The organism is Microvirga sp. GN3 (genome assembly GCF_055792825.1).
Window position 1 is genome coordinate 44,905 of sequence record NZ_JBVVAK010000030.1, and the last position, 21,602, is coordinate 66,506.

A 21,602-nucleotide genomic window follows, 5' to 3' on the forward strand; every position below is an offset into this window, starting at 1 on the left:
TCAACGGTGCGCTTTTTAGAGAATGAGCATCGGACCCAAAAGTGCGTCCACTTTTGGGTCCGATGCTCTAGGCCGGTTCGACCCTTCAACGGTCCTTCGGCTGACGGATATGCAGCGCGATGATGTCTTTGAGCTGCTGCGCGTCCCGCGCCTCGAGAGCCTTGATCATGGCATGATGTTCTCGGCTCGATTGCTCGACGCGGGCCCGCGTGCTCCACTGACCGGCCAACGCAGACGACGTCCTGCTGCGGAGATCCGTGACAAGATTGAATAATTCGGGATTGGAGCAAAGGCTGAGCAACTCGCGGTGAAAGGCGAGGTTCGCTTCATATTGGTCCAGGACCGTGCCGTGGAGAATCATCTCGTCGAACTTGCGGGCGAGCGTGTCGATCCGCGCGATGGCAGCAGACGTCGCATTGGCGACGATGCTGTCGACGGCTGCCGTTTCGAGAATGACGCGAAGCTCGAGAATATGGGCCGTCTGGTCGCTGTCCGGCAGAACGACGTGGTACCCGCGATTGGGGACGTGCTGGACCAGACGCTTCTGCGTGAGATAGTCGAGTGCGCGCCGGATGTCCGGGCGGCCAAATCCGTAACGCTGCTCGAGATCGATCTGCTTCAGCCACGCGCCTGGGGCGAAGGAGCCAGCTCGGACGTCGCGCGCGATCAGATCGGCGACGGTCATCCAAGCCTTCTTCAATGGTGAATCCATCGTGGTCATGTAATTTTGTCACGCCTCATGGATTAGCTTTGCTTCGTCTTTAGGCGGAAGGCAAGACGGTTGCAAAATCATTCGTCGGACCTCCTCTTGCATCCCTCCGGCAGGCATGCATCATATTGGTACCAATTTTGGCAAACATCCAATGTCCCAATCGCTGACGTTTCTGAAAAATGCAGATTGAGACGGGGTGACGCAAGGAAAGGGCAGGGCGTGATGGGAAAAAATGCCTCGGAGATCTGGGATCTGGTCGAAGCCAAGCGTGAGGTCTTCTTCGCCCTCAGCGATCGCATCTGGGAGATGCCGGAGCTCAATTTCGAGGAGAGCCGCTCTTGTGCCGAGCACCTGGATGTTCTTGAGCAGCAGGGTTTCCGGATCACCCGCAATGTCGCCGGCATCCCAACCGCCGTCATGGGAGAGGCGGGGGAGGATGGGCCCGTCATTGCCATTCTGGGCGAGTACGATGCTCTGCCGGGTCTGAGTCAGGTCGCAGGACTTGCAGAGCAGAAGCCGGTCGTCGAGGGCGGCAACGGCCATGGCTGCGGACATAACCTGCTCGGCAGTGGCTCGCTCATGGCGGCGACGGCCGTGAAGGATTATCTCGAAGCTCATGGCCTTAAAGGGCGCGTGCGTTATTATGGGTGTCCGGCCGAGGAAGGAGGATCCGCCAAGGGCTTCATGGTGCGGGCAGGGGTCTTCGACGACGTCGACATCGCTATCTCCTGGCATCCTGCACCTTTCGCAGGTGTCAACAATCCGATCTCTCTGGCCTGCAACGAGATCAATTTTCATTTCAGCGGTCGAGCCTCCCACGCAGCGGCCTCGCCTCACTTAGGTCGAAGCGCGCTCGACGCGGTGGAGCTCATGAATGTCGGCGTCAACTACATGCGCGAGCATATGCCGAGCACGGCGCGCATCCATTATGCCATCACCGACACCGGAGGTTCGGCACCGAATGTCGTGCAGGCGAACGCAACGGTTCGTTATCTGATCCGCGCGCGCGACCTGCCGGAAATGCAGGGATTGCTCCACCGCGTGAAGAAGATTGCCGAAGGCGCGGCGCTCATGACGGAGACCACCGTCCGCAGCGAGATCGTCAGCGGCGATGCCAATCTCGTTGGCAACACGCCTCTCGAGCGGTTGATGCACCAGAGCCTGGAGCGGCTCGGACCTCCCGTCTTCGACGAACAGGACAGGGCCTTCGCGGCCGAGATCCAGAAGACGCTGACGGATGAGGACATCAAGTCATCCTTTGTGCGCTTCGGGCTGAAGCCGCGCAAGGATGTCCCGCTGTGCGATACGATCTTTCCGCCGGAGAGCGGAGACGGAACGCTCGTGGGCTCCACCGATGTCGGTACCGTCAGCTGGGTGGTTCCGACCGTTCAGATGCGTGGCGCCACCTATGCCGTTGGCACGCCAGGCCATTCCTGGCAGCTTGTGGCACAGGGAAAAGCGCCTGCGGCTCACAAGGGTATGGAACATGCGGCGAAGGTGATGGCCGGCACGGCGATCGATCTCTTCCGCAACCCGGCACTGATCGACGAGGCCAAGGCCGATTTTCGCGAGCGGCTTTCCGGCACACCCTTCGTCAACCCGATTCCGGACGATGTCGATCCGCCTGTCACCGTGAAAGAGAGCCAGGCTCAGGCATAACGGGCTGTAAGCCGCTCCTTCAACCAACGCTATCCATCCAAATGCGGCACGCTCGCATCTCATCAATAGAGGAACATCTATGAAGACCATCAGCAAATTTTTGGCATTTGCGCTCGCGGGCGCAACACTCGCGCTTGGGACAAGCGCGATGGCGCAGGAGAAGACCTGGACGAAGGTCCGTGTTGCGACGGAAGGAGCGTTCGCGCCGTGGAACTTCACCAAGCCTGACGGTACGCTCGATGGCTTCGAGATCGATCTCTACAAGGACCTGTGCAAGCGCATGAAGGTCGAGTGCACGATCGAGGCGCAGTCCTTCGACGGCATCATCCCGGCGCTGAATGCCGGCAAGTTCGATGCGATCATGGCCGGCATGTCGGCGACCGCGAAACGCGAAGAGGTGATGGCCTTCACCCAGCCCTACGGCACGACCGGTCAGACCTTCGCGGTCCTGACGTCGAGCCCGCTGGCGAACATGCCTCTGAACGCCAAGATCTTTTCACTGGCGACCAATGAAGCTGGAGCCGCTGCCGCCGTGGAGGAGCTCAAGCCGGTTCTGAAGGGCAAGACCATCGGCGTGCAGGGTTCGTCGATCGCAGCGAACTTCCTCGACAAGTACCTGAAGGGCACGGCCGAGATCCGCGAGTACAAGACCACGGAGCAGCACGACCTCGACCTCACGGCCGGACGTATCGATGCGATCATGGCGTCGACGGCATATCTCTCCGGCGCTGCCGCGAAGGTCGGCAACGAGGAGATGACGCTCGTGGGGCCGCGCTTCCAGGGCGGCATGCTCGGACGCGGAAGCTCGGTCGGCCTGCGCAAGAGCGATCCGGAGCTGAAGGCCATGTTCGACAAGGCCATCACCGAGGCGAAGGCCGACGGGACGATCGAGAAGCTCTCGATGAAGTATTTCGGCTTCGACGTCACGCCTCGCTGAGAACCGCATTGGCATCATGGTGTCGGAGCCCTGGCGGCTCCGACATCAGCGTACTCCGAAAATGTGCTCGAGCCGCTTCAATGCGGCCAGGAGCGGCTTAGCTTCGGGCCCGAACTCGTCGAGGATACGACGTTCGAACGCCACCGCCTTCGGGACGATATCCCGGTAAACTTTCCGACCGAGCGCCGTGAGCGTCAGAATCTCCTCCCGCCTGTCCTCCTCGCTTTCACGGCGCTTGAGCCAGCGCCTCTCCTCCAGGGCCCGCACAGCTCGGCTGACCTTGGTCTTGTGCATGGAGGAGTGCCGGCCGATCTCCTTGGCGCTCAGCTCCTCGAACTGGCCGAGGGTGGCCAGAACCCGCCATTCCGGGATCGTCAGATCATGATTGGGGCCGTAGATGGAGCGGAAATCCTGCGACACTGCCGAGGCGATCCGGTTGAGCCGGTAGGGCAGGAATTGTTCGAGCTGGAGTTTGGCCATGGCGTTGTTGGTTACAAAATAGACAGTTACAGTCGTGACTAATTGTGGAGGTCACGACCATGAATGTCCAGAATCCATCCTTGCAGAATGAGACCGCCGATCGGTTGGAGAGCGCCATCCAGCCCGGCTACATGTCCGGCTTCGGCAACGGTTTCGAAACCGAGGCTTTGCCCGGGGCGCTCCCCATCGGGCGCAATTCACCGCAGAAATGCTCTTACGGCCTTTATGCCGAGCAGCTCTCCGGCTCACCGTTCACCGCGCCGCGCACCACCAATGAGCGGTCCTGGTTATATCGTATCCGTCCCACGGTGACCCATTGGGGACAGTTCCAGAAGGCGGATATCGGCCTATGGCGCACGGCACCGGCCGTTGAGGTCGAGGTGCCGATCGCGCCCATGCGCTGGAGCCCGATCCCGTTGCCCGATGAGAGCGTCTCCTTCCTGGAGGGTGTCCGTACCATCACCACGGCGGGCGATGCCGGCAGCCAGGCCGGCATGGGCGCGCATGTCTATCTCATCACCCGTTCGATGACGGACGAGTATTTTTACAATGCCGACGGCGAGATGCTGTTCGTGCCGCAGCAGGGCAGCATCCGGCTGTGGACCGAGTTCGGCATCATTGACATCGAGCCGGGCGAAATCGCGATGATCCCGCGTGGGGTGAAGATCCGGGTCGAGCTGATCGACGGACTGGCGCGGGGTTATTTCTGCGAGAATTACGGCGGCGCCTTCTCCCTGCCCGAACGCGGGCCGATCGGCGCCAATTGCCTCGCCAATCCGCGCGACTTTCTCACGCCGGTCGCTGCCTACGAGGACAAGGACGCTCTGTCCAAGATGTACGTGAAGTGGGGCGGCTCGCTCTGGGTGGCCGACATGGACCACTCGCCCCTCGACGTGGTGGCCTGGCACGGCAACTACGCGCCCTACAAGTACGACCTGCGGCGCTACTCGCCGGTGGGGCCGGTTTTGTACGACCATGCCGACCCGTCGATCTTCACGGTGCTGACCTCACCGTCCGAGACGCCCGGCACCGCCAATATCGACTTCGTGATCTTCCCGGACCGCTGGCTGGTGGCGGAGAACACCTTCCGGCCGCCCTGGTACCACATGAACGTGATGAGCGAGTTCATGGGGCTGATCTATGGCGTCTACGATGCCAAGACAGGCGGTGGGTTCGTGCCGGGCGGAATATCCCTGCACAACACGATGCTGCCGCATGGTCCGGATGTCGATGCGTTCGAGAAGGCGAGCAACGTGGAGCTCAAACCCCACCGGCTGGAAGGCACGATGGCATTCATGTTCGAGACGCGCTTCCCGCAGAAGGTGACGGCTTTTGCTGCGAACACCGAGTCGCTGCAGAAGGATTACGGCGCCTATGGGCACAAGCTGAAAAAGCACTTCAACCCGAACCAGCGTTGATGGAGCGTGACAACTGTGCTCGATCATACGCATGACCCGAAGCGTCAAAGCTTCGTGCTCTCGGCCAACGGCCACGCGGACTTTCCGATCCAAAATCTTCCCCTGGGGGTATTCAGCCCTCGGGGTGGAGAGCCGCGAAGCGGAGTGGCCATCGGTGATAAGATCCTCGATCTGCCGGCGACTCTCGCCGCCGGTCTTTTCGAGGGGAGAGCGCGCGAAGCCGCGCAGGTTGCGTCCGGCGCGACGCTGAATGAGTTTCTGGCGCTGGGAGCCGGACCACGGCAGGCGTTGCGCACTCGTCTGTCGGAGCTGCTGGCGCAGGGAAGTCCTGAGCAGGACAAGGTCGAGGCCTGTCTGCATGATGCTGTGGAATGCACGCTGCACCTGCCAGCACGCATCGGCGATTACACCGATTTCTATGTCGGCATTCACCACGCCACCAATGTCGGCAAGCAGTTCCGTCCCGACAATCCCCTATTGCCGAACTACAAGTATGTTCCCATCGGCTATCATGGCAGGGCATCGTCTATCCGTCCGTCGGGTGTGCCCGTGCGCCGGCCGCGCGGTCAGGCCAAGCCAGTGGATGCCGTGGTTCCCGAATTCGGCCCGAGCCGGCGACTCGATTACGAACTGGAGCTCGGCGTCTGGATCGGCCCCGGCAATGGACTCGGCGAGCCGATCCGCATCGATGAGGCATCCGGCCATGTCGGCGGCTACTGCCTGCTGAACGACTGGTCGGCGCGCGACATCCAGGCTTGGGAATACCAGCCGCTCGGTCCGTTCCTGTCGAAGAGTTTCGCCAGCACGATCTCGGCCTGGATCGTTACGCCGGAGGCCCTCGCTCCGTTCCGCGTCCCCCAGCCGCAGCGCCCGGAAGGGGATCCCGCACCCCTGTCGTATCTGACGGACGAGAGCGACAGGAAGGAAGGAGCGCTCGACCTGGAGCTTGAAGTCCTGCTGCTCACGCCGGGCTTGCGGGCCAAGGGCCTGCCGCCGCATCGGCTCGCCTTGTCGAATGCGCGGCACATGTACTGGACCGTGGCGCAGATGATCACGCACCACGCCAGCAACGGCTGCAATCTGCAGCCCGGCGATCTTCTGGGCACGGGAACGATCTCAGGTCCTGATCTCACAAGCTGCGGCAGCATCCTGGAGACGACGCTCGGCGGCAAGAACCCGGTCGTGCTCGCCTCCGGCGAGGAAAGGCGCTTCCTGGAGGATGGGGATGAGGTGATCCTGCGGGCCCGCGGCCGTCGCGAGGGTTACGCCTCGATCGGCTTCGGCGAATGCCGGGCCACGATCCTGCCCGCCCTCTAGCGCATCGTGCGGACCCGTAAGGGCCGCGCCCGACGATGCGCCACTTAAGGGATTGAGCATCGGACCTAAAAGTGGACTCCACTTTTAGGTCCGATGCTCTGAGGTCTCTTCCATGAAGCTCTATACCTATTGGAGGTCGACCTCCTCCTACCGCGTGCGCATTGCCTTGGCGTTGAAGAACATCGAGGCGGAGCAGGCCTTCGTTCACCTCGTCCGCAACGGCGGCGAGCAGAATGCGCCCGCTTATCGCGCCATCAACCCGCAAGGCCGTGTGCCCGCTCTTGCTCTCGACGAGCACACGGTCATCACCCAATCCCCTGCCATTCTGGAGTATCTGGAGGAAGCATATCAGGAGCCTGCCCTGCTCCCGTCCGATCCCGTTCAGCGTGCGAAGGTGCGGGCTGTCACGTCGATCATCGGCTGCGACATTCATCCCCTGCACAATGTCGGTCCGCTCAATCATCTGAGAAAGGTTTTCGACCGCTCGGAGCCGGACGTGGCAGCCTGGATTGCCACTTGGGTGGGGCAGGGGCTCGCGGCCGTCGAGGCCCTGATCGGAGACGAAGGCTTCTGCTTTGGACCTGAGCCCGGCATGGCCGACGTCTATCTGGTGCCGCAGCTTTATGCTGCGCGCCGATTCAACGTGCCGCTGGAATCCTATCCGCGCATCCTGCGCGTCGAGAAGCTTGCTGGCGAGCACGAGGCTTTCAGGAAAGCTCATCCATCCATTCAGCCGGATGCGGAGTAGTCGTCCGACCTAAGAATCTGGCTGGTAATAGGGAGCGAGCGCTCACCAGACCTTTGTGCTTACACTTGGTGGTCATGGCGGTCCTCGCACTTGATCCGGGGATTGGTCCCGCTCATCCCGATGCTGCGAAGCGCAGCGCTTCAGGTCGCCGGGATCGCAGGCCCAAGGCCTGATGACAGGGAGCCGTCGGGCGGTCGGAGCAAATGTTCTGTTTTTGTTCTTGACAATTCTCCTAAGCCCGGCTATATCATCAGGGTCTCTTCTTCGAGGGGCGCGCTCGCGAGGCGTCGCAGTGTGGAAGACGACCCGGTCTCGCTGGTCCGCCTCGCAAGCGGATCAGGCGAGTGGCCCAGGATGCTGGGCGGGTAGTCGGGATCGGTCGCAGGCCCCCGTCGCGCAGACGGATCACGCCTGAGGCGGTTGACTGAGCCTGCCTCTCCTGTCCGCCGAAACAAACCGGACGCGAAGAGACAGTTCGGCTCTTCTCATTCATCACAGACATCGAGCCGGGCTGCCTGTCGCGCCACCCTCGATTACCATTCAGCTCAGGGCTCACAAGCCCTGGGCCACACGGTGCTAGCTCTTTGACAGACCCATCATCTCAGGCCCGTCATGGCCGGACCTGATCCGGCCATCCACGTCTTGGGAACCACAGTGGTGCCAAGACGTGGATCCCCGGGACTGATCCCCGGATCAAGTCCGGGGACGGGGATGACGCCAGAGAGGCGGATGAAGGAACGTCATCCCGGATGAAGCGTCAGCGAAGATCCGGGATCGCAAGACAATGACAATGTTGAGGTTCCAGACAGACACTGACTTCGATAGACCCGAGAGCGAATAATAATATTACGGCTCCAGATTTGGGCCGCCGCTTCTGACATGCGCGAGCATCCGTCTTCTGAAGCCCTATGCAGAGGCATGGCGGAGGCTCGCGAATAGGAATGAGAGTGCTCCCGTCCGTGCCGGGAAATAGCCCAGCCTGCCTGCGGCGCGACTAAAGTCGGGAATTCGTCTATTGCAAACGCGTTCGCTGCACGCTACCAATAGCGGCAAGCTCTGGAACAAGAGCGGACAATGCAAAATGCAGAAGGTGAGGAGCGTCCGTGAGCCGAGAGCCGCAATGCTTGAGCTGCCGCGGCCGGCATGCGCAGGATGACATCCGCGCAGTTCTTCCCTTCCGTTCGACTTTCGATATCCGGCAGGTTCTTGCCGAGCTGAAGAAGCCCTGAGCGGGCGATGCGCGACAGGCGTCTCACCCGCAGCTGAAATCGAACCCTTTGAGGGAAGGAACACCATGACGCCAAAATATGCAGCGCTGAAAGCGGCTCTTCTCGGAAGCGCGCTTACCGTCTCGACCGTCGGCTACGCCCAGGAAATCAAGATCGGCTTCAACGGCGATCTGTCGGCTTCGCCATCCGCTCAGAGCGGACAGGCCGGTGTGCTCGGCATCCAGGCCGCGATCGAAGATATCAACGCAGCCGGTGGCGTTCTCGGCCGCAAGCTGGCCCTCGTGGTTCGCGACGACCTCTCGCAGCCGCCCAAGTCGATTCAGAACATGAGCGACCTAATCGACAACGAGAAGGTGGTTGCGGTTCTGGGTCCGACCAATTCCGGCAACGCGCTTGCCTGGAAGCACATCCCTAACCAGAAGAAGAATCCGTCCATCGGCTGCATCGGCTCGGCCACCGACATCACGAAGAGCGCGGGTTCGGACAACTACATGTACCGCGTGTCGATGGTCGACCGGGCGCAGGTCGCGGGCCTCATCGCCTACGCGAAGAACAACGCTTCCACCAAGAAGGTCGGCTATCTCGTCGAGACGACCGGCTATGGCCAGGGCGGACTGAAGGATCTTCAGGAACTCGGCGACGCCAAGGGGCTGAAGCCTGTCGCGACCGAGAAGTTCGGCGTCAATGACACCGACATGACCTCGCAGCTCAACAAGATGAAGGCCGCCGGCGTCGATACGGTCCTCGTCTGGGCGCAGGGCACCCCCATCGGCCAGCTCGTGCGCAGCATGGAGAAGATCAACTACTTCCCCGTGACCCTGACCTCCTGGTCCTCCGACAATGCAAGCTTCTTCGATACGGCCGGCAAGACCCTGGCCGAGAAGCCGATCTTCATGCGCACGATCACCGAGGACCGTACGCCGAAGCAGCAGCAGCTCTACGATCGCCTCGCTTCGAAGATGGCCTCCAAGAGCGCCTTCAGCTTCGCGGCGCATTGCTACGATGCGACGATGATCACGGCTGCCGCGATCAAGCAGGCGGGCAGCACGGAAGGGGCGAAGATGCGTGAGGCGCTCGAGAATCTTCAGGCGCCCGTCGAGGGCATCATGAAGACCTACAGCAAGCCGTTCTCCGCCACCGAGCACGAGGCGCTCACCGCCTCCGACTATCGCTGGACGCACTGGAAGGACGGCAAGCTCGTCTCCTACAGCGACGATGTGGTGAAGGCCCTGAAGCCTTCCGACTTCACGCAGTAAAGTCAACGACCACCGGGCCTGCCGGCGCTGTTCGGCAGGCCCGACACTTTGCACCCTTGGAGCGCCCCATGCTGGACGCATATCTCCAGACCCTCCTGAGCGGTCTTGCCGTCGGCGGCGTCTATGCCCTGATCGCACTCGGCTTCAGCATCACCTTCACCACCACGAAGACGCTCAACTTCGCACAGGGCGAGTTCATCTCGTTCGGTGCCTTCATCGGTGTGACGATGCTCCTGCTGCTGTCTGGCCTCGCCGGCACGGCAACGGCTGTTCCCAGTGAGGCGGCAGCGGCATGGCGCTATCCTGCGGCCGTTATCGGCGCCGGAGTGGTGGCCGGTGTTTTGGGAATTCTCATCTTTATCCTCGCCGTCCGACCCTTCGCCGGAAAGGGCGGCATGAACTGGGTGATGAGCACCATCGGTTTCGGTGTGATCCTGCAGAGCATCGGCCTCGCCGTCTGGGGTCCTGCTCCGGTCATGGTGCCGTCTCCGCTGGGGGACGACGTTCTCCGCATTGCCGGGGCAGGGGTCCGACCGCAGGAACTGCTCGTGCTCGCCTGCGCTATTCTGATCATGATCGTGCTCGATCTCGTGATGCGCCGCTCGCGCATCGGCAAGGCGATGATGGCCGTTGCGCATTCGCCGCAGACCGCGAGCCTCATGGGCATCAATGTCAACCTCGTCATGATCGGCGCTTTCGCCCTGTCGAGCGGCCTCGCAGGGGTGGCCGGCGTCCTGATCGCACCGATTGCTTCCGCGTCGCTTTTCATGGGCATGGGATTTGCTCTCAAGGCCTTTTCGGGAGCCATCATCGGTGGATTGAACAATCCGCGCGGTTGCATTTATGGCGGCTTCATCCTGGGCGTTCTCGAGTCCGCCGTCGGCCTCTGGCAGGCGCAGTGGCGTGAGATCGTCGTCTTCGGTCTGATCATCCTGGTTCTGGCATTCCGCCCGGCAGGCCTTTTCGGCCGGGCTGCCGTCGACAAGGTTTAATGCGCATGCGCCACATCATCGGATCCATCGGCCTCGTTGCGGCTCTCGCGCTTGGTGCCTCGTTCATCGAGAACGAGTTCTATCTGCGCACGCTCTTCATGATCTGCATCTACTTCCTCTGCGCTGCGGGCATGAACGTGCTGCTGGGATTCGCGGGGCAGAAATCTCTCGGTCAGGCGGGCCTGTTTGCGGCAGGAGCCTATGCGGTCGCTCTTCTGACCACGCGCTATGAAGTCGGCCCCTGGCTGTCGCTGCTGCTCGCCTGCTTTGTTTCGGCGTTCTTCGGCATCCTGATCGCCGTGCCGTCGCTGCGGGTCAAAGGACCGAGCCTTGCCATGGTGACGCTGGCCTTCGGCATCGTCATCGAGAAGGTGGTGACGGAAGGCTCCGAGGTCTTCGGCGGCGCCATGGGCATTTATGCCATCCAGCCTCTGAATATCGGTGGCGCGCCGTTCACCATGGTGCAGTGGGTCTGGTTCGGATTGCTGTTGTGCCTTGTGGCCCACCTTCTGCTTCGCAACCTGCTTCGTGGACGGTTCGGGCGGGCCTTCCTGTCCCTTCAGGCCGACGAGGTCGCGGCCGGTGCTGTCGGCGTGGCGGTGTATCGCTACAAGGTGCTTGCCTTCGTGATTGCGGCCGTGACCTGCGGTCTTGCGGGGGCCTTGGTGGCGCAGCAGAACCAGTACATCAATTCCGACTTCATCAACTTCCACCTGTCGATCTTCATTCTCCTGCTGGTGCTGTTCGGCGGAAGCGGTTCTCTCTATGGCCCGCTGCTCGGCTCCGTGACGCTCGTGATCATTGGCGCTCTCGTGGCGCGCTGGTCCTGGATCGAGCATTTCGTCAACGGCGCGCTGCTGCTGTTTGCTCTCTACGCCATGCCGAAGGGCCTGGCGGGTGTGTTCGGATCGCTCTTCCAGAAGATCGGCTGGGTCCGCAGTGCGGGAAGCGATGCTGCGGCGGTGGAAAGCAGGATAATCCCCAAGCTGCCGACGCGGCCCATGCCTCGTGCGGGTGCGGGAAGCCTTCTGACGGCCGATCATCTCAACAAGGCCTTCGGTGGCGTCGTTCCGGCAAGGGATGTCTCCGTCAGCCTGACGGAAGGGCATATTCACGCTCTGATCGGCCCGAACGGGGCGGGCAAGAGCACCTTCATCAACATGCTCACCGGGATCATTCGTCCGGATCAGGGCAAGGTGACGTTCTTGGGCTCCGACATCACCCTGCAATCGGTTCACGGGATCTGCGATCATGGGATCGCGCGGACCTTCCAGAACCTCAGGCTGTTCAAGGATCTGTCGGTGCGCGAGAACGTGCTCCTCGGCCAGCATTCCCGCATGCAGAACGGTTTCGCCTCGTCGCTCCTGGGCCTTCCCAAGGCTTGGCGGGAAGAGGCCAAGGCGCTTCGGAAGGTCAATGACATCCTGGCCTTCACAGGCCTGTCCCACTATGCCGAATCCCCGGCCGGGAGCCTGGCCTATGGTCTGCAGCGCCGGGTCGAGCTGGCGAGGGCTCTCGCATCCGAGCCGTTCCTCCTGCTGCTCGACGAGCCGGCCGCCGGGCTGAACCCACAGGAAACGGCGGAACTCGGACAGTTGCTCGTGCGCATCCGCAACGAAGGGATCACGATCCTGCTGATCGAGCATCACATGGATCTCGTCATGACGATCTCGGATCACGTGATCGTTCTCGATTACGGCCAGAAGATCGCCGAAGGCACGCCCGGCAAGATCCAGGCCGATCCGCGGGTCATGGAGGCCTATCTCGGCACCTCCACCGAGGCGGCTTGAGGGGATGAAACAGCTATGCTGAAGATTCAGGACGTTCATCTCTCCTATGGCCCGATCTCGGCGGTTCGCAGAGCCACCATCGAGGTCGAAGCCGGAGAGGTCGTCGCCATTGTCGGTGGCAATGGGGCGGGCAAGAGCACCTTGCTGAAGGGAATTGCCGGATTGATGCCAGTCAGCTCCGGACAAATCCTTTTTGAAAAGGAAGATGTCACCAGACTCCCGCCACATCGCAGAGTTGCGCGGGGCATCGCATTGTCTCCCGAGGGCAGGCAGGTCTTTCCGGATCAGAGCGTCTACGACAATCTGACTCTCGGCGCGTACTTCCGCAGGCTTTCCAACGAGGCCCTGGAGGCGGAGGTCGAGGAGCAGTTCAAGCTGTTCCCGCGCCTGCGCGAGCGCCGGAACCAGCTCGCCGTCACCCTGTCTGGGGGCGAGCAGCAGATGCTGGCGATCGCTCGGGCTCTGATGGGCAAGCCCCGGCTGCTCCTGCTCGACGAGCCCTCGCTCGGCCTCGCGCCGAAGATCATCCAGGAAATCTTCGACATTATCGTGTCCCTCCGCCGTTCTGGAATCACGATCCTGCTTGTCGAACAGATGGCAAATATGGCACTTGCAATTGCAGATAGAGCCTATGTCCTCGAAACCGGCAATGTGACATTGTCTGGAACGGGGCAGCAACTCCTTCACGATCCGAAGGTTCGTGCGGCCTATCTCGGGGTGTCCCACGGCACGGCATGACGCTGCTGCTCTCGGGAAGATTGGATTGAGCCATGAGTATCGACGGACGCGGCGTACAATCGGTCGAGGTCGGAGGAAGGATCCTCGCGGCCCTGGTCAAGGCCGGCAGGCCCTTGATGCTGCGCGAGCTTGCGACCATGGCGGAAGTCGCACCGGCTCAGGCACATGCGTATCTTCTCAGCTTCCGCAAACTGGAACTCGTGGAGCAGGATGCGGCGAGCGGGCGCTATCAACTAGGGCCGTTCGCACTGCAGCTCGGGATTGCGCGCCTGCGGAGCTTCGATCCGCTACGGCTTGCGGCCAATGCAGTGATTGGCTTTGCGGAAGAAATAGGCCTCATGGTGACCGTTGGGGTCTGGGGCACACACGGCCCTACCATCGTTCAGGTCCAGGAGGGCAGCGACCAGGTTCACGTGAACGTGCGGACAGGAACGGTCTTCTCGATTACCGGAACCGCGACAGGCAAGGTTTTCGCAGCCTTCATGCCTCCGAAGATCATTGAAGCGCAATTGGGTGAGGAGCTCCGGAAAGGAGCGCGCATCCAAGGTGTCGGCGCGACGACCTCACGCAAGGAACTGGAAGCCGAAGTGGCAACGGCCAGACAGCTTGGCTATGCCGCGACGGAGAGCAAACCGGTGACCGGCATCAACGGCATCGCGGCTCCCGTCTTCGATTACAGCGGGCAGATGCAGCTTGCCATCACGCTGATCGGACCGACGGGGGTTCTCGATATCGGCCCCAGCAGCAAGGATGCAAAGGCCTTGTTGGCCTTCACGCAGAAACTCTCCGCGCAACTCGGCTATGTACCGGATGCGGATGGCAGGGCCATTCAAGAAGCGGCGGAAGCCGAGATCGTTGCGGCGCCCGTCACTAGGCGTCGCCGTCGCGCTTAAGCGTTCTCGCACTCCTCTTTGCTCAGTCGTTTAAGGTCTGCTGCGGTGGAGCGCGCCCCCTCGCGTGATCGCCTCGCCGCGACTGAATACTAATCTACGACTATTCGCTATTTGCGAACGCATTCGTTATATGTTTGTCTGGGTCCAGCGTCCGATGCGTCATAACCGGACCATCGCCTCAATCAGATCAGGGAGCCGAAACAGATGTTGCTCAAAGGGCGTATTGCACTTGTCACGGGCGCCGGTCAGGGGAATGGCGCCGCCATTGCGCGCGGCCTTGCGGCGGAAGGTGCTCGGGTCATCGTGACCGATCTGAATGGGGAGGCGGCAGAGCAAACCGCGAAGGGGATTGTCGAGACAGGCGGTGAAGCGTGGGCCTACACGCTCAACGTTGCTAATGCCGAAGCCTGCAACGGATTAGCGCGCGAGGTTGAAGCCTCCATCGGCCAAATCTCGATTCTCGTCAACAATGCGGGAATATGCCCGCGCAACACCATCGACGGCCCTGACGTGCGGCGGTCCTGGGATGCCGCGATGCAGGTGAATCTCGACGGGACGCTCAATGTGACGCTGGCTTTCGTTGCCGCCTTGAGAGCTACGAAGGGGACCATCATCAACATGGCGTCGATTGCATCCTTCGTGTCGACATCCACATCGATCAGCTATTCGACCTCGAAGGCCGCCGTGCGCATGCTGACCCAGAATCTGGCACAGGAGCTGGCCAAGGATGGCGTACGCGTCAACGCAATTGCGCCAGGCACGCTCAATACGCCAATGACCGAAGCCACGCGCAACAACCCCGAACGGGCGGAGCGCTTCCTTTCCCGCATCCCGCTTGGCCGATTTGGAGATCCTGAGGAACTGATCGGGCCGACGGTCTTTCTTGCGTCCAACATGTCGAGCTACGTGACGGGCACGACGCTCGTGGTCGATGGCGGCTATCTCGCAGTCTGAGGAGGTCAACATGATTATTCGCATGGGGCTTCTGACGCGAAAGCAAGGCTTGAGCAGTGAGGACTTCCACAGCCATTGGCGTGACGTGCACGGGCCTCTGGTGGCCCGGCTGCCGGGCTTGAAGCGGTACCACCAGAACCATGTTGTCGACAGCCGCCAGCTTGCCATCGATCACGCACGGGGCACATGGAGCATCGACGGCATTTCGGAGCTTTGGTTCGACAGCATCGATGACATGCATCGCGCGATCTCGTCCGATGCCTATCGGGCTGTTGCGGAAGACCATGTGTGCTTCGTCGGCGACACGGGGTTGATCACGGCCGAGCCGAACATCGTCGTGCCAGTGGAAACCTCAGGCAGCCCGCTCGTCAAGCGCATGTCGATCCTGACGCGCAAGGCTGAGCTGACGCCCGAGCAGTTCAAGGAAGAATGGTGGGGCTTTCACGCCGAGGCCGTGAAGAAGTTCCCGAACCTCATGGGCTACAACCAGAATTTCGTCACCGAACGTAGCATCGGCCTTGGGAAGCCTGCATACTACGAGGCGTTGCCGATCGATGGCATGGTGGAATTGTGGTTTCGTTCAGTGGCCGATATCGAAGCGGCTTTTCGCTCGCCGGCAGCGAATGTCTCGCAAACGCACGCGCTCAGCTTCATAGCGGAAATCACGACATTTCTCGTGGAACCGCATGAAGTGATCTGACGAGCTTTGCAGTTCCAGAAATCGACAGAGTACTTGAAAGTGTCTTGAAATAGCGAACGCGTTCGTCTAAAACAAATTAACGAATGCATTCGCAAATGCTGAATCAGAAGCGCCCTAGGCTGCGGACCTAGGCGGGATTTGAGGAGCGCCATGAAGCCGACGAAAACTGTCACCTGCGATGTTCTCGTGGTTGGGTCTGGTGCAGGCGGTTTTGCGACCGCTCTGACGGCCCGGCTTCATGGTCTCGACGTGATCATCACGGAAAAGGAGCCTGTCTTCGGCGGAACGACGGCGCGTTCCGGCGGCTGGATGTGGATCCCCTGCAATCCGCTGGCGAAGCAGGAAGGTTTCAAGGATTCCCGCGAAGCGGCCCGCACCTATCTTCAGCATGAGGCCGGCAATCATTTCGACGCGAACCGCGTCGATGCCTTCCTTGAGAATGGCCCGAAGATGGTCGAGTTCTTCCAGGAGAAGACCGAGATGGACTTCACTCTTGGCCCGGCCTTCTCCGATTATCATCCGGATGCACCGGGCGGCATGCCCGGCGGTCGTTCGGTCGTGGCGACGCCTTATGACGGACGTAAGCTTGGCAAGGAGATCGCTCGCCTGCGGCCGCCGCTGAAGGAAATCACGTTCCTCGGCATGATGATCGGATCGGGCAAGGAACTCCTGCATTTCTTCAACGTGACTCGTTCCATCAAATCGGCCGCCTATGTCGGCGTGCTTCTGGCGAAGTATGGCCGCGACCTCATATCCCATGGTCGTGCGATGCGTCTGACGAACGGCAACGCTCTCATCGGACGCTTGGCCAAGTCTGCGTTGGATCAGAACATCCCGATCTGGACATCATCTCCCGTCAAGGACCTGATCGTGGAAGACGGGGCCGTGAAAGGGGCTCTGGTTCAAACGGAGGATGGGATTACCGAAGTCCGCACCCGTCGAGGCGTCGTGCTGGCCGCCGGGGGCTTTCCGCAGGACATGCTGCGGCGGAAAGAGTTGTTCTCGCATGCCCCGACGGGAGCGGAGCATTGGTCTCCCGCCCCTCCCGGCAACACTGGCGATGGCATCCGTCTGGGCGAGCGGGTCGGTGGACAGGCGATCGAGGGCCTTCCCAACGCGGCAGCGTGGGTTCCGGTGTCCCTGGTTCCGCGCCGCGACGGTACTGCCGGACCGTTCCCGCATTTCATCGATCGCGGCAAGCCCGGCGTCATTGCCGTGACGAAGAGCGGCAAGCGCTTTACGAACGAAGCGAACTCCTATCACGATTTCGTGCAGGCGATGGTCCGTGCCTGTGGCGACAATCTGGAAAAGGCAGCTTGGCTCATTGTCGATCATCCGACGATCCGCCGATACGGTTTGGGCTTCGTGAAGCCGTTCCCGGTGCCTCTGATGCCCGCTTTGCAGAACGGCTATCTGGTGAAGGGGCGCACTCTCCGCGAACTGGCGGAGAAGTTGGGTGTCGATGCTACTGCATTCGAGCAGACGGTCGAGACTTACAATCGCGATGCGCGCAAGGGCGAAGATCCTCAGTTCAAGCGCGGCAGTACCGCATATAACCGGTATCTCGGCGATCCGGATCACAAGCCCAATCCCTGCGTGGGCCCGATTGAGAGCGGTCCGTTCTATGCCGTGAAGGTTGTGCCTGGGGATCTCGGCACTTTTGCAGGGCTCAAGACCGATGCCGATGCACGGGTGGTCGACGAGAGCGGGAATGTCATTCCCGGCCTCTATGCCGCCGGCAATGACATGGCGAGCATCATGGGCGGCAATTATCCCGGCGGCGGCATCACGCTCGGACCGGCCATGACCTTCGGCTATATCGCAGGCCGGCATCTCGCCAGTGCCGGGGCTGAAACTGCTTCAACCGCGAGCCGTCCGGCGGCTTAAGCCTCGAACATGAGTGCGCTTATCAACCGCTCTGGAGAATAAGCGATGACACCAGCGCATCAACGGCCGCGGCTCTTCGAGCCACTCACGCTCCGGGGGCTTACGCTCAAGAACCGCGTGGTCATCTCGCCCATGTGCCAGCATTCGGCCGAGCAGGGGTTGGCGGGATCCTGGCATCTGGTTCATCTCGGCAAGTTCGCACTGGGTGGCGCAGGATTGATCTTTGTCGAGAGCACGGCTGTCGAGCAGAGCGCACGGATCGGCGTGCGGGACGTCGGGCTGTGGACGGACAAGCAGATTGCTCCTTTCAAAGCCATCGTCGATTTTGTCCACCAGAATGGCGCCGCTATCGGCGTGCAACTGGCGCATGCGGGACGCAAGGCTGGGTCGCAGGCCTTATGGGAGGGGGGCAGGCCTTATGGGAGGGGGGCAGAGCCCTCACGATGGAGCAGTTGCACGAGACTGGCGAGCCATGGCGGCGCATCGGCCCAAGTGCTGTTGCGGCTGGGCCAGAATGGTCTGTGCCAGACGCTTTGACTTTGGACGAAATCGCCGAGACCCGGCAGATGTTCGTCGACGCGGCCAAGCGCGCGGAGCAGGCTGGATTCGATGTTCTGGAACTGCATTTCGGACACGGCTACCTCGTCGCATCCTTCCTCTCGCCGCAATCCAATCTTCGTGAGGATGAGTATGGCGGGTCGCAGGCGAATCGCATGCGCCTTGGCCTTGAAATTGCCGCGGACGTGCGAGCCATGTGGCCGGAAGAAAAGCCGCTCTTCGTGCGCATCTCGGCCGTCGACGGAACCGAACACGGATGGGGTCTGGACGATTCTATTGTGTTCGCGCGGGAACTCAAAGCAATCGGCGTGGACGTGATTGACTGCTCATCCGGTGGGCTCTCGGACGAGACGCGCAACATGAATGTTCCGCGAGGGTTGGGTTTTCAAGTTCCGTTTTCGGAGCATATCCGCCGTGAGGCGGAGGTCAGGACCCAAGCGGTCGGAGTCATCCTCGACGGCCGTCAGGCGGAGGCGATTCTCCAGGAGGGTAAGGCGGATTTGATCGCCATCGGTCGGCAAGCCCTCTACAATCCCTATTGGCCCCACCATGCGGCCCATGCGCTCGGCTATGATTCCGGTTTCGCGCATTGGCCGATCCAGCATGGACCGTGGCTCGCAAAGCGAGCGCCCCTGATGGAAAAACTCAAGTTCACCGATAACAGCGTCAAGAGCCTGACGGGCTCTGGCCACTAGCTGGGAGAAACAAAACGATGACATCCAAAGCATTCGCTTCGACGGGTGATCTGTCTGCAAAGACGGTGTCGTTCACGGAAATCGGGCCGGATCTGTATGCCTATACGGCCGAAGGCGATCCGAACTCCGGCATCATCGTCGGTGACGATGGCTGCATGGTCATCGACGCCCAGGCCACGCCCGCCATGGCCGAGGACGTGATCGCTCGCGTCCGTACCGTCACCGACAAGCCGATCAAGTATGTCGTGCTCTCGCACTATCATGCCGTGCGCGTGCTCGGTGCCTCGGCCTACCAGGCGCAGGGCATCATCGCGTCGAATGCCACCTACGATCTCATCGTCGAGCGCGGCGAGCAGGATAAGGCCTCCGAGATCGGCCGCTTCCCGCGCCTGTTCCGCGGCGAGAGCAGCATCCCGGAGGGCCTGACCTGGCCGACACTGACCTTCGAGAGCGGCCTGTCCGTGTTCCTCGGCAAGCGCGAGGTCAAGCTGTTCCACCTCGGAGCCGGCCACACGGCGGGCGATATCGTCGCCTGGGTGCCGGATGCCGAGGTGATGTTTACCGGCGATCTGGTGGAGTATCACTCCGCCTGCTATTGCGGCGATGCTCACTTGCGCGAATGGCCGCAGACGCTTGATGCGATCCTGGACTTCCAGCCCAAGGCGATTGCGCCGGGACGTGGCGACGCCTTGCAGGGAGAGCAGCAGGTACGTGAGGCGGTGGCGATGACGCGCGACTTCGTCACCAGTCTGTATGGGGCGGCCGATCTGTCGGTGGCGCGAGGGCGCTCCTTGAAGGAGAGCTTTGCGGCCACGCGCGAGGTGATGGATCCGAAGTTCGGCGACTTCGCTATCTATGAGCACTGCCTGCCATTCAATGTCTCGCGTGCCTTCGACGAGGCCTCCGGCATCGACCATCCCGTCATCTGGACCGCCGAACGCGACCGCGAGATGTGGGCAAAACTCCAGGGCTAAATGAAACTGCCCGCATCCGAGATCTGAATTCCTCTCGTGCAGGCACGCCCTCCAACCGCTGTCCGAATGTGTCTGGATCGACCGGGCACTCGGAAAGGTGCTTTAGCATGTCCCTTGCCCAGATGAGTGACGTCCAGAGCAAGATCTGGGCATCGACGGCCATCGGCATCTTCTGGGGGGTAACTGCCGCTCTTGCATGGACAGGCTACAATGTGGGTTCAAGGCTTGGGAGAATGCACGGCCTTGCTCCCATAGACATGTCCATGCTTCGCTTCGGCGTTGCCGCTCTGCTGCTGACGCCGTTGGTGCTGTCGCGCCGCAAACAGCATGGGCTCGGGTGGGTGCGTCTCCTCTCATTGACGCTGTTGGCGGGACCTCTCTTCGGTCTACTCATCAATACGGCCTTCGGACTAGCACCCTTGTCTCATGCCGTGGTGCTGACCGCAGGGGCGACGATGATGAGCGCCAATGCACTTGCCTGGTGGCTCGACGGCAGGCGACCGCCCGTTCTCCGCTTGCTCGGCATGACAGTTCTCGTCGCCGGATTGCTGCTCATCGCATCCGATCAGCACGATCAGCCATCACAACCATCTACTTATGTCTGGCTTGGAGATCTGTGCTTCCTCGCAGCAGGACTTCTCTGGGGCACCTTCACCTATTTTCTTGGTCGCTGGAAGGTCGATCCGGTGGTCGGCATCGGCCAAGTCTCCATCCTGTCGATGGTCACGTTTCTCCCGTTCCTTCTGGTCTGGAACCATAACAGCGCAGCATCGTCGGATGTCTGGTTAGCTCAGGTGTTCTTTCAGGGCATCCTGGGCGGGTGCCTGGCACCTGTTGCTATTGCCAAGGCGGTCTCGCGCATAGGCGCGGGCGAGGCTGCGCTCTTTCCTGCCTTGGTGCCTTCGGGAGCGCTTCTGCTCGCAATCCCGCTCCTGAATGAATGGCCGAGCTATGCCGAGAGCCTGGGTATCGTGATCTGCACCCTCGGCCTGCTCACCGCATTCGACCTCACGCGCATACTGCGAAAGAGAGTCCTCGCAGGATGAACTGTCCGTCATCGTTCTCCTGATCGTCCCGACCGTGGGATGCCCTCTCCCACGGTCGTCTCACATGCCCTCTTATGGGCCATTGATCCTGCGGTCATCACCAGGCTCGAAGCGTCTGTCGCGGTCCAGGCGTCCTCCGTTGTCATCCAGAATATTTGCATCATCCGCGCCACGCCCGCGAAGCCGTCGCACCTCGATGAGATCATCGGCGCCGCGAGTGCGTGTCCGGATCTGGTGCTGATCCTGATCCCGGGTCCTTGTCCGAGCGCCGTCATCTGCCCGGCTGTGATTGCGCGAGTTGTCGTCGCGGCTTCGGGTTGGCCCATCGTCTCCGCCTCGGCCTCGTCCGCGCCCGGCATCGTCGCCCCCACGTCCGCGTCCCCCATCATCGCTGCCATGACCATGCCCGCCGTCGTCACTGCCGCGGCCTCCGCGGCCACCGTTACCATTCCCACTTCGGTCACTGCCATTGTCGTCTCCCCCGCGACCACCTCGACTGCCGCTGTCATCTCCGCTCCGTCCGCCACGGCCACCATCGTCGCCCCCACGGGCCAGCGCCGGTGACAGGAAGGCGCTCGCGACGACCGCCGGGACGGCGGCCGTCAGCGAGGCGAGGATG

The 21,602-nt window shown here is 61.6% G+C and carries 20 protein-coding genes; 18 read left to right on the forward strand and 2 right to left on the reverse strand.

Annotation, left to right across the window (positions count from 1 at the left end; genetic code table 11):
* Nucleotides 1–85: 85 nt before the first annotated feature.
* Nucleotides 86–685 carry a GntR family transcriptional regulator gene (locus tag ACS5Q1_RS16260; protein ID WP_473099197.1) on the reverse strand — a complete coding sequence of 200 codons (600 nt, stop codon included), beginning with the start codon at nucleotides 683–685 and terminating at the stop codon, nucleotides 86–88.
* A 249-nt stretch (nucleotides 686–934) separates the two neighbouring features.
* Here ACS5Q1_RS16260 and ACS5Q1_RS16265 point away from each other — a divergent pair, with 249 nt between their 5' ends.
* Entirely contained in the window at nucleotides 935–2,371 is a 1,437-nt protein-coding gene (locus ACS5Q1_RS16265) for a M20 family metallopeptidase (protein ID WP_473099198.1), read from the forward strand.
* Between the two features lie 79 nt (nucleotides 2,372–2,450).
* Entirely contained in the window at nucleotides 2,451–3,308 is an 858-nt protein-coding gene (locus ACS5Q1_RS16270; protein ID WP_473099199.1) for a transporter substrate-binding domain-containing protein, read from the forward strand.
* A 45-nt stretch (nucleotides 3,309–3,353) separates the two neighbouring features.
* On the opposite strand, the gene ACS5Q1_RS16275 is transcribed toward ACS5Q1_RS16270, so the two are convergent.
* Nucleotides 3,354–3,788 (reverse strand): MarR family winged helix-turn-helix transcriptional regulator, encoded by a 435-nt coding sequence (locus ACS5Q1_RS16275; RefSeq protein WP_473099200.1) that lies wholly within the window; start codon nucleotides 3,786–3,788, stop codon nucleotides 3,354–3,356.
* A 59-nt stretch (nucleotides 3,789–3,847) separates the two neighbouring features.
* Here ACS5Q1_RS16275 and hmgA point away from each other — a divergent pair, with 59 nt between their 5' ends.
* The 16 genes from hmgA (at nucleotide 3,848) to ACS5Q1_RS16355 (ending at nucleotide 21,547) form a co-directional block, all read left to right on the forward strand.
* On the forward strand, nucleotides 3,848–5,206 hold the full coding sequence (gene hmgA / locus ACS5Q1_RS16280; RefSeq protein WP_473099201.1) for a homogentisate 1,2-dioxygenase: 1,359 nt from the start codon (nucleotides 3,848–3,850) through the stop codon (nucleotides 5,204–5,206).
* Between the two features lie 6 nt (nucleotides 5,207–5,212).
* Complete coding sequence (gene fahA, locus ACS5Q1_RS16285; protein ID WP_473099202.1) at nucleotides 5,213–6,523, forward strand: fumarylacetoacetase; 1,311 nt, start codon at nucleotides 5,213–5,215, stop codon at nucleotides 6,521–6,523.
* A gap of 112 nt (nucleotides 6,524–6,635) precedes the next feature.
* Nucleotides 6,636–7,271 carry a maleylacetoacetate isomerase gene (gene maiA / locus ACS5Q1_RS16290; protein ID WP_473099203.1) on the forward strand — a complete coding sequence of 212 codons (636 nt, stop codon included), beginning with the start codon at nucleotides 6,636–6,638 and terminating at the stop codon, nucleotides 7,269–7,271.
* Between the two features lie 1,294 nt (nucleotides 7,272–8,565).
* Nucleotides 8,566–9,756 carry an ABC transporter substrate-binding protein gene (locus tag ACS5Q1_RS16295; protein ID WP_473099204.1) on the forward strand — a complete coding sequence of 397 codons (1,191 nt, stop codon included), beginning with the start codon at nucleotides 8,566–8,568 and terminating at the stop codon, nucleotides 9,754–9,756.
* 68 nt (nucleotides 9,757–9,824) lie between these two features.
* Nucleotides 9,825–10,748 (forward strand): branched-chain amino acid ABC transporter permease, encoded by a 924-nt coding sequence (locus ACS5Q1_RS16300; protein WP_473099205.1) that lies wholly within the window; start codon nucleotides 9,825–9,827, stop codon nucleotides 10,746–10,748.
* A 5-nt stretch (nucleotides 10,749–10,753) separates the two neighbouring features.
* Entirely contained in the window at nucleotides 10,754–12,538 is a 1,785-nt protein-coding gene (locus ACS5Q1_RS16305) for a branched-chain amino acid ABC transporter ATP-binding protein/permease (RefSeq protein ID WP_473099206.1), read from the forward strand.
* Nucleotides 12,539–12,553: 15 nt separating this feature from the next.
* On the forward strand, nucleotides 12,554–13,276 hold the full coding sequence (locus tag ACS5Q1_RS16310) for an ABC transporter ATP-binding protein (RefSeq protein ID WP_473099207.1): 723 nt from the start codon (nucleotides 12,554–12,556) through the stop codon (nucleotides 13,274–13,276).
* 32 nt (nucleotides 13,277–13,308) lie between these two features.
* The gene (locus ACS5Q1_RS16315; protein WP_473099208.1) at nucleotides 13,309–14,169 is read left to right on the forward strand and encodes an IclR family transcriptional regulator; all 861 of its coding nucleotides are present in this window, start codon (nucleotides 13,309–13,311) and stop codon (nucleotides 14,167–14,169) included.
* Nucleotides 14,170–14,373: 204 nt separating this feature from the next.
* Complete coding sequence (locus ACS5Q1_RS16320) at nucleotides 14,374–15,123, forward strand: SDR family NAD(P)-dependent oxidoreductase (RefSeq protein WP_473099209.1); 750 nt, start codon at nucleotides 14,374–14,376, stop codon at nucleotides 15,121–15,123.
* Nucleotides 15,124–15,133: 10 nt separating this feature from the next.
* Nucleotides 15,134–15,823 (forward strand): EthD domain-containing protein, encoded by a 690-nt coding sequence (locus ACS5Q1_RS16325; RefSeq protein ID WP_473099210.1) that lies wholly within the window; start codon nucleotides 15,134–15,136, stop codon nucleotides 15,821–15,823.
* 150 nt (nucleotides 15,824–15,973) lie between these two features.
* Nucleotides 15,974–17,710: an FAD-dependent oxidoreductase gene (locus ACS5Q1_RS16330; protein ID WP_473099211.1), complete on the forward strand. Its 1,737-nt coding sequence runs from the start codon at nucleotides 15,974–15,976 to the stop codon at nucleotides 17,708–17,710.
* Between the two features lie 45 nt (nucleotides 17,711–17,755).
* Nucleotides 17,756–18,247 carry an oxidoreductase gene (locus ACS5Q1_RS16335; RefSeq protein ID WP_473099212.1) on the forward strand — a complete coding sequence of 164 codons (492 nt, stop codon included), beginning with the start codon at nucleotides 17,756–17,758 and terminating at the stop codon, nucleotides 18,245–18,247.
* Nucleotides 18,154–18,963 carry an oxidoreductase gene (locus ACS5Q1_RS16340; protein ID WP_473099213.1) on the forward strand — a complete coding sequence of 270 codons (810 nt, stop codon included), beginning with the start codon at nucleotides 18,154–18,156 and terminating at the stop codon, nucleotides 18,961–18,963. The genes ACS5Q1_RS16335 and ACS5Q1_RS16340 overlap by 94 nt, the downstream gene beginning before the upstream one ends.
* Before the next feature lie 17 nt (nucleotides 18,964–18,980).
* Nucleotides 18,981–19,937, forward strand: coding sequence for an MBL fold metallo-hydrolase (locus ACS5Q1_RS16345; RefSeq protein WP_473099214.1), 957 nt, complete (start codon nucleotides 18,981–18,983; stop codon nucleotides 19,935–19,937).
* Between the two features lie 107 nt (nucleotides 19,938–20,044).
* Nucleotides 20,045–20,983, forward strand: a complete 939-nt coding sequence (locus tag ACS5Q1_RS16350) for a DMT family transporter (protein WP_473099215.1) — start codon at nucleotides 20,045–20,047, stop codon at nucleotides 20,981–20,983.
* 39 nt (nucleotides 20,984–21,022) lie between these two features.
* Nucleotides 21,023–21,547 carry a hypothetical protein gene (locus tag ACS5Q1_RS16355; protein ID WP_473099216.1) on the forward strand — a complete coding sequence of 175 codons (525 nt, stop codon included), beginning with the start codon at nucleotides 21,023–21,025 and terminating at the stop codon, nucleotides 21,545–21,547.
* Nucleotides 21,548–21,602: the final 55 nt, after the last annotated feature.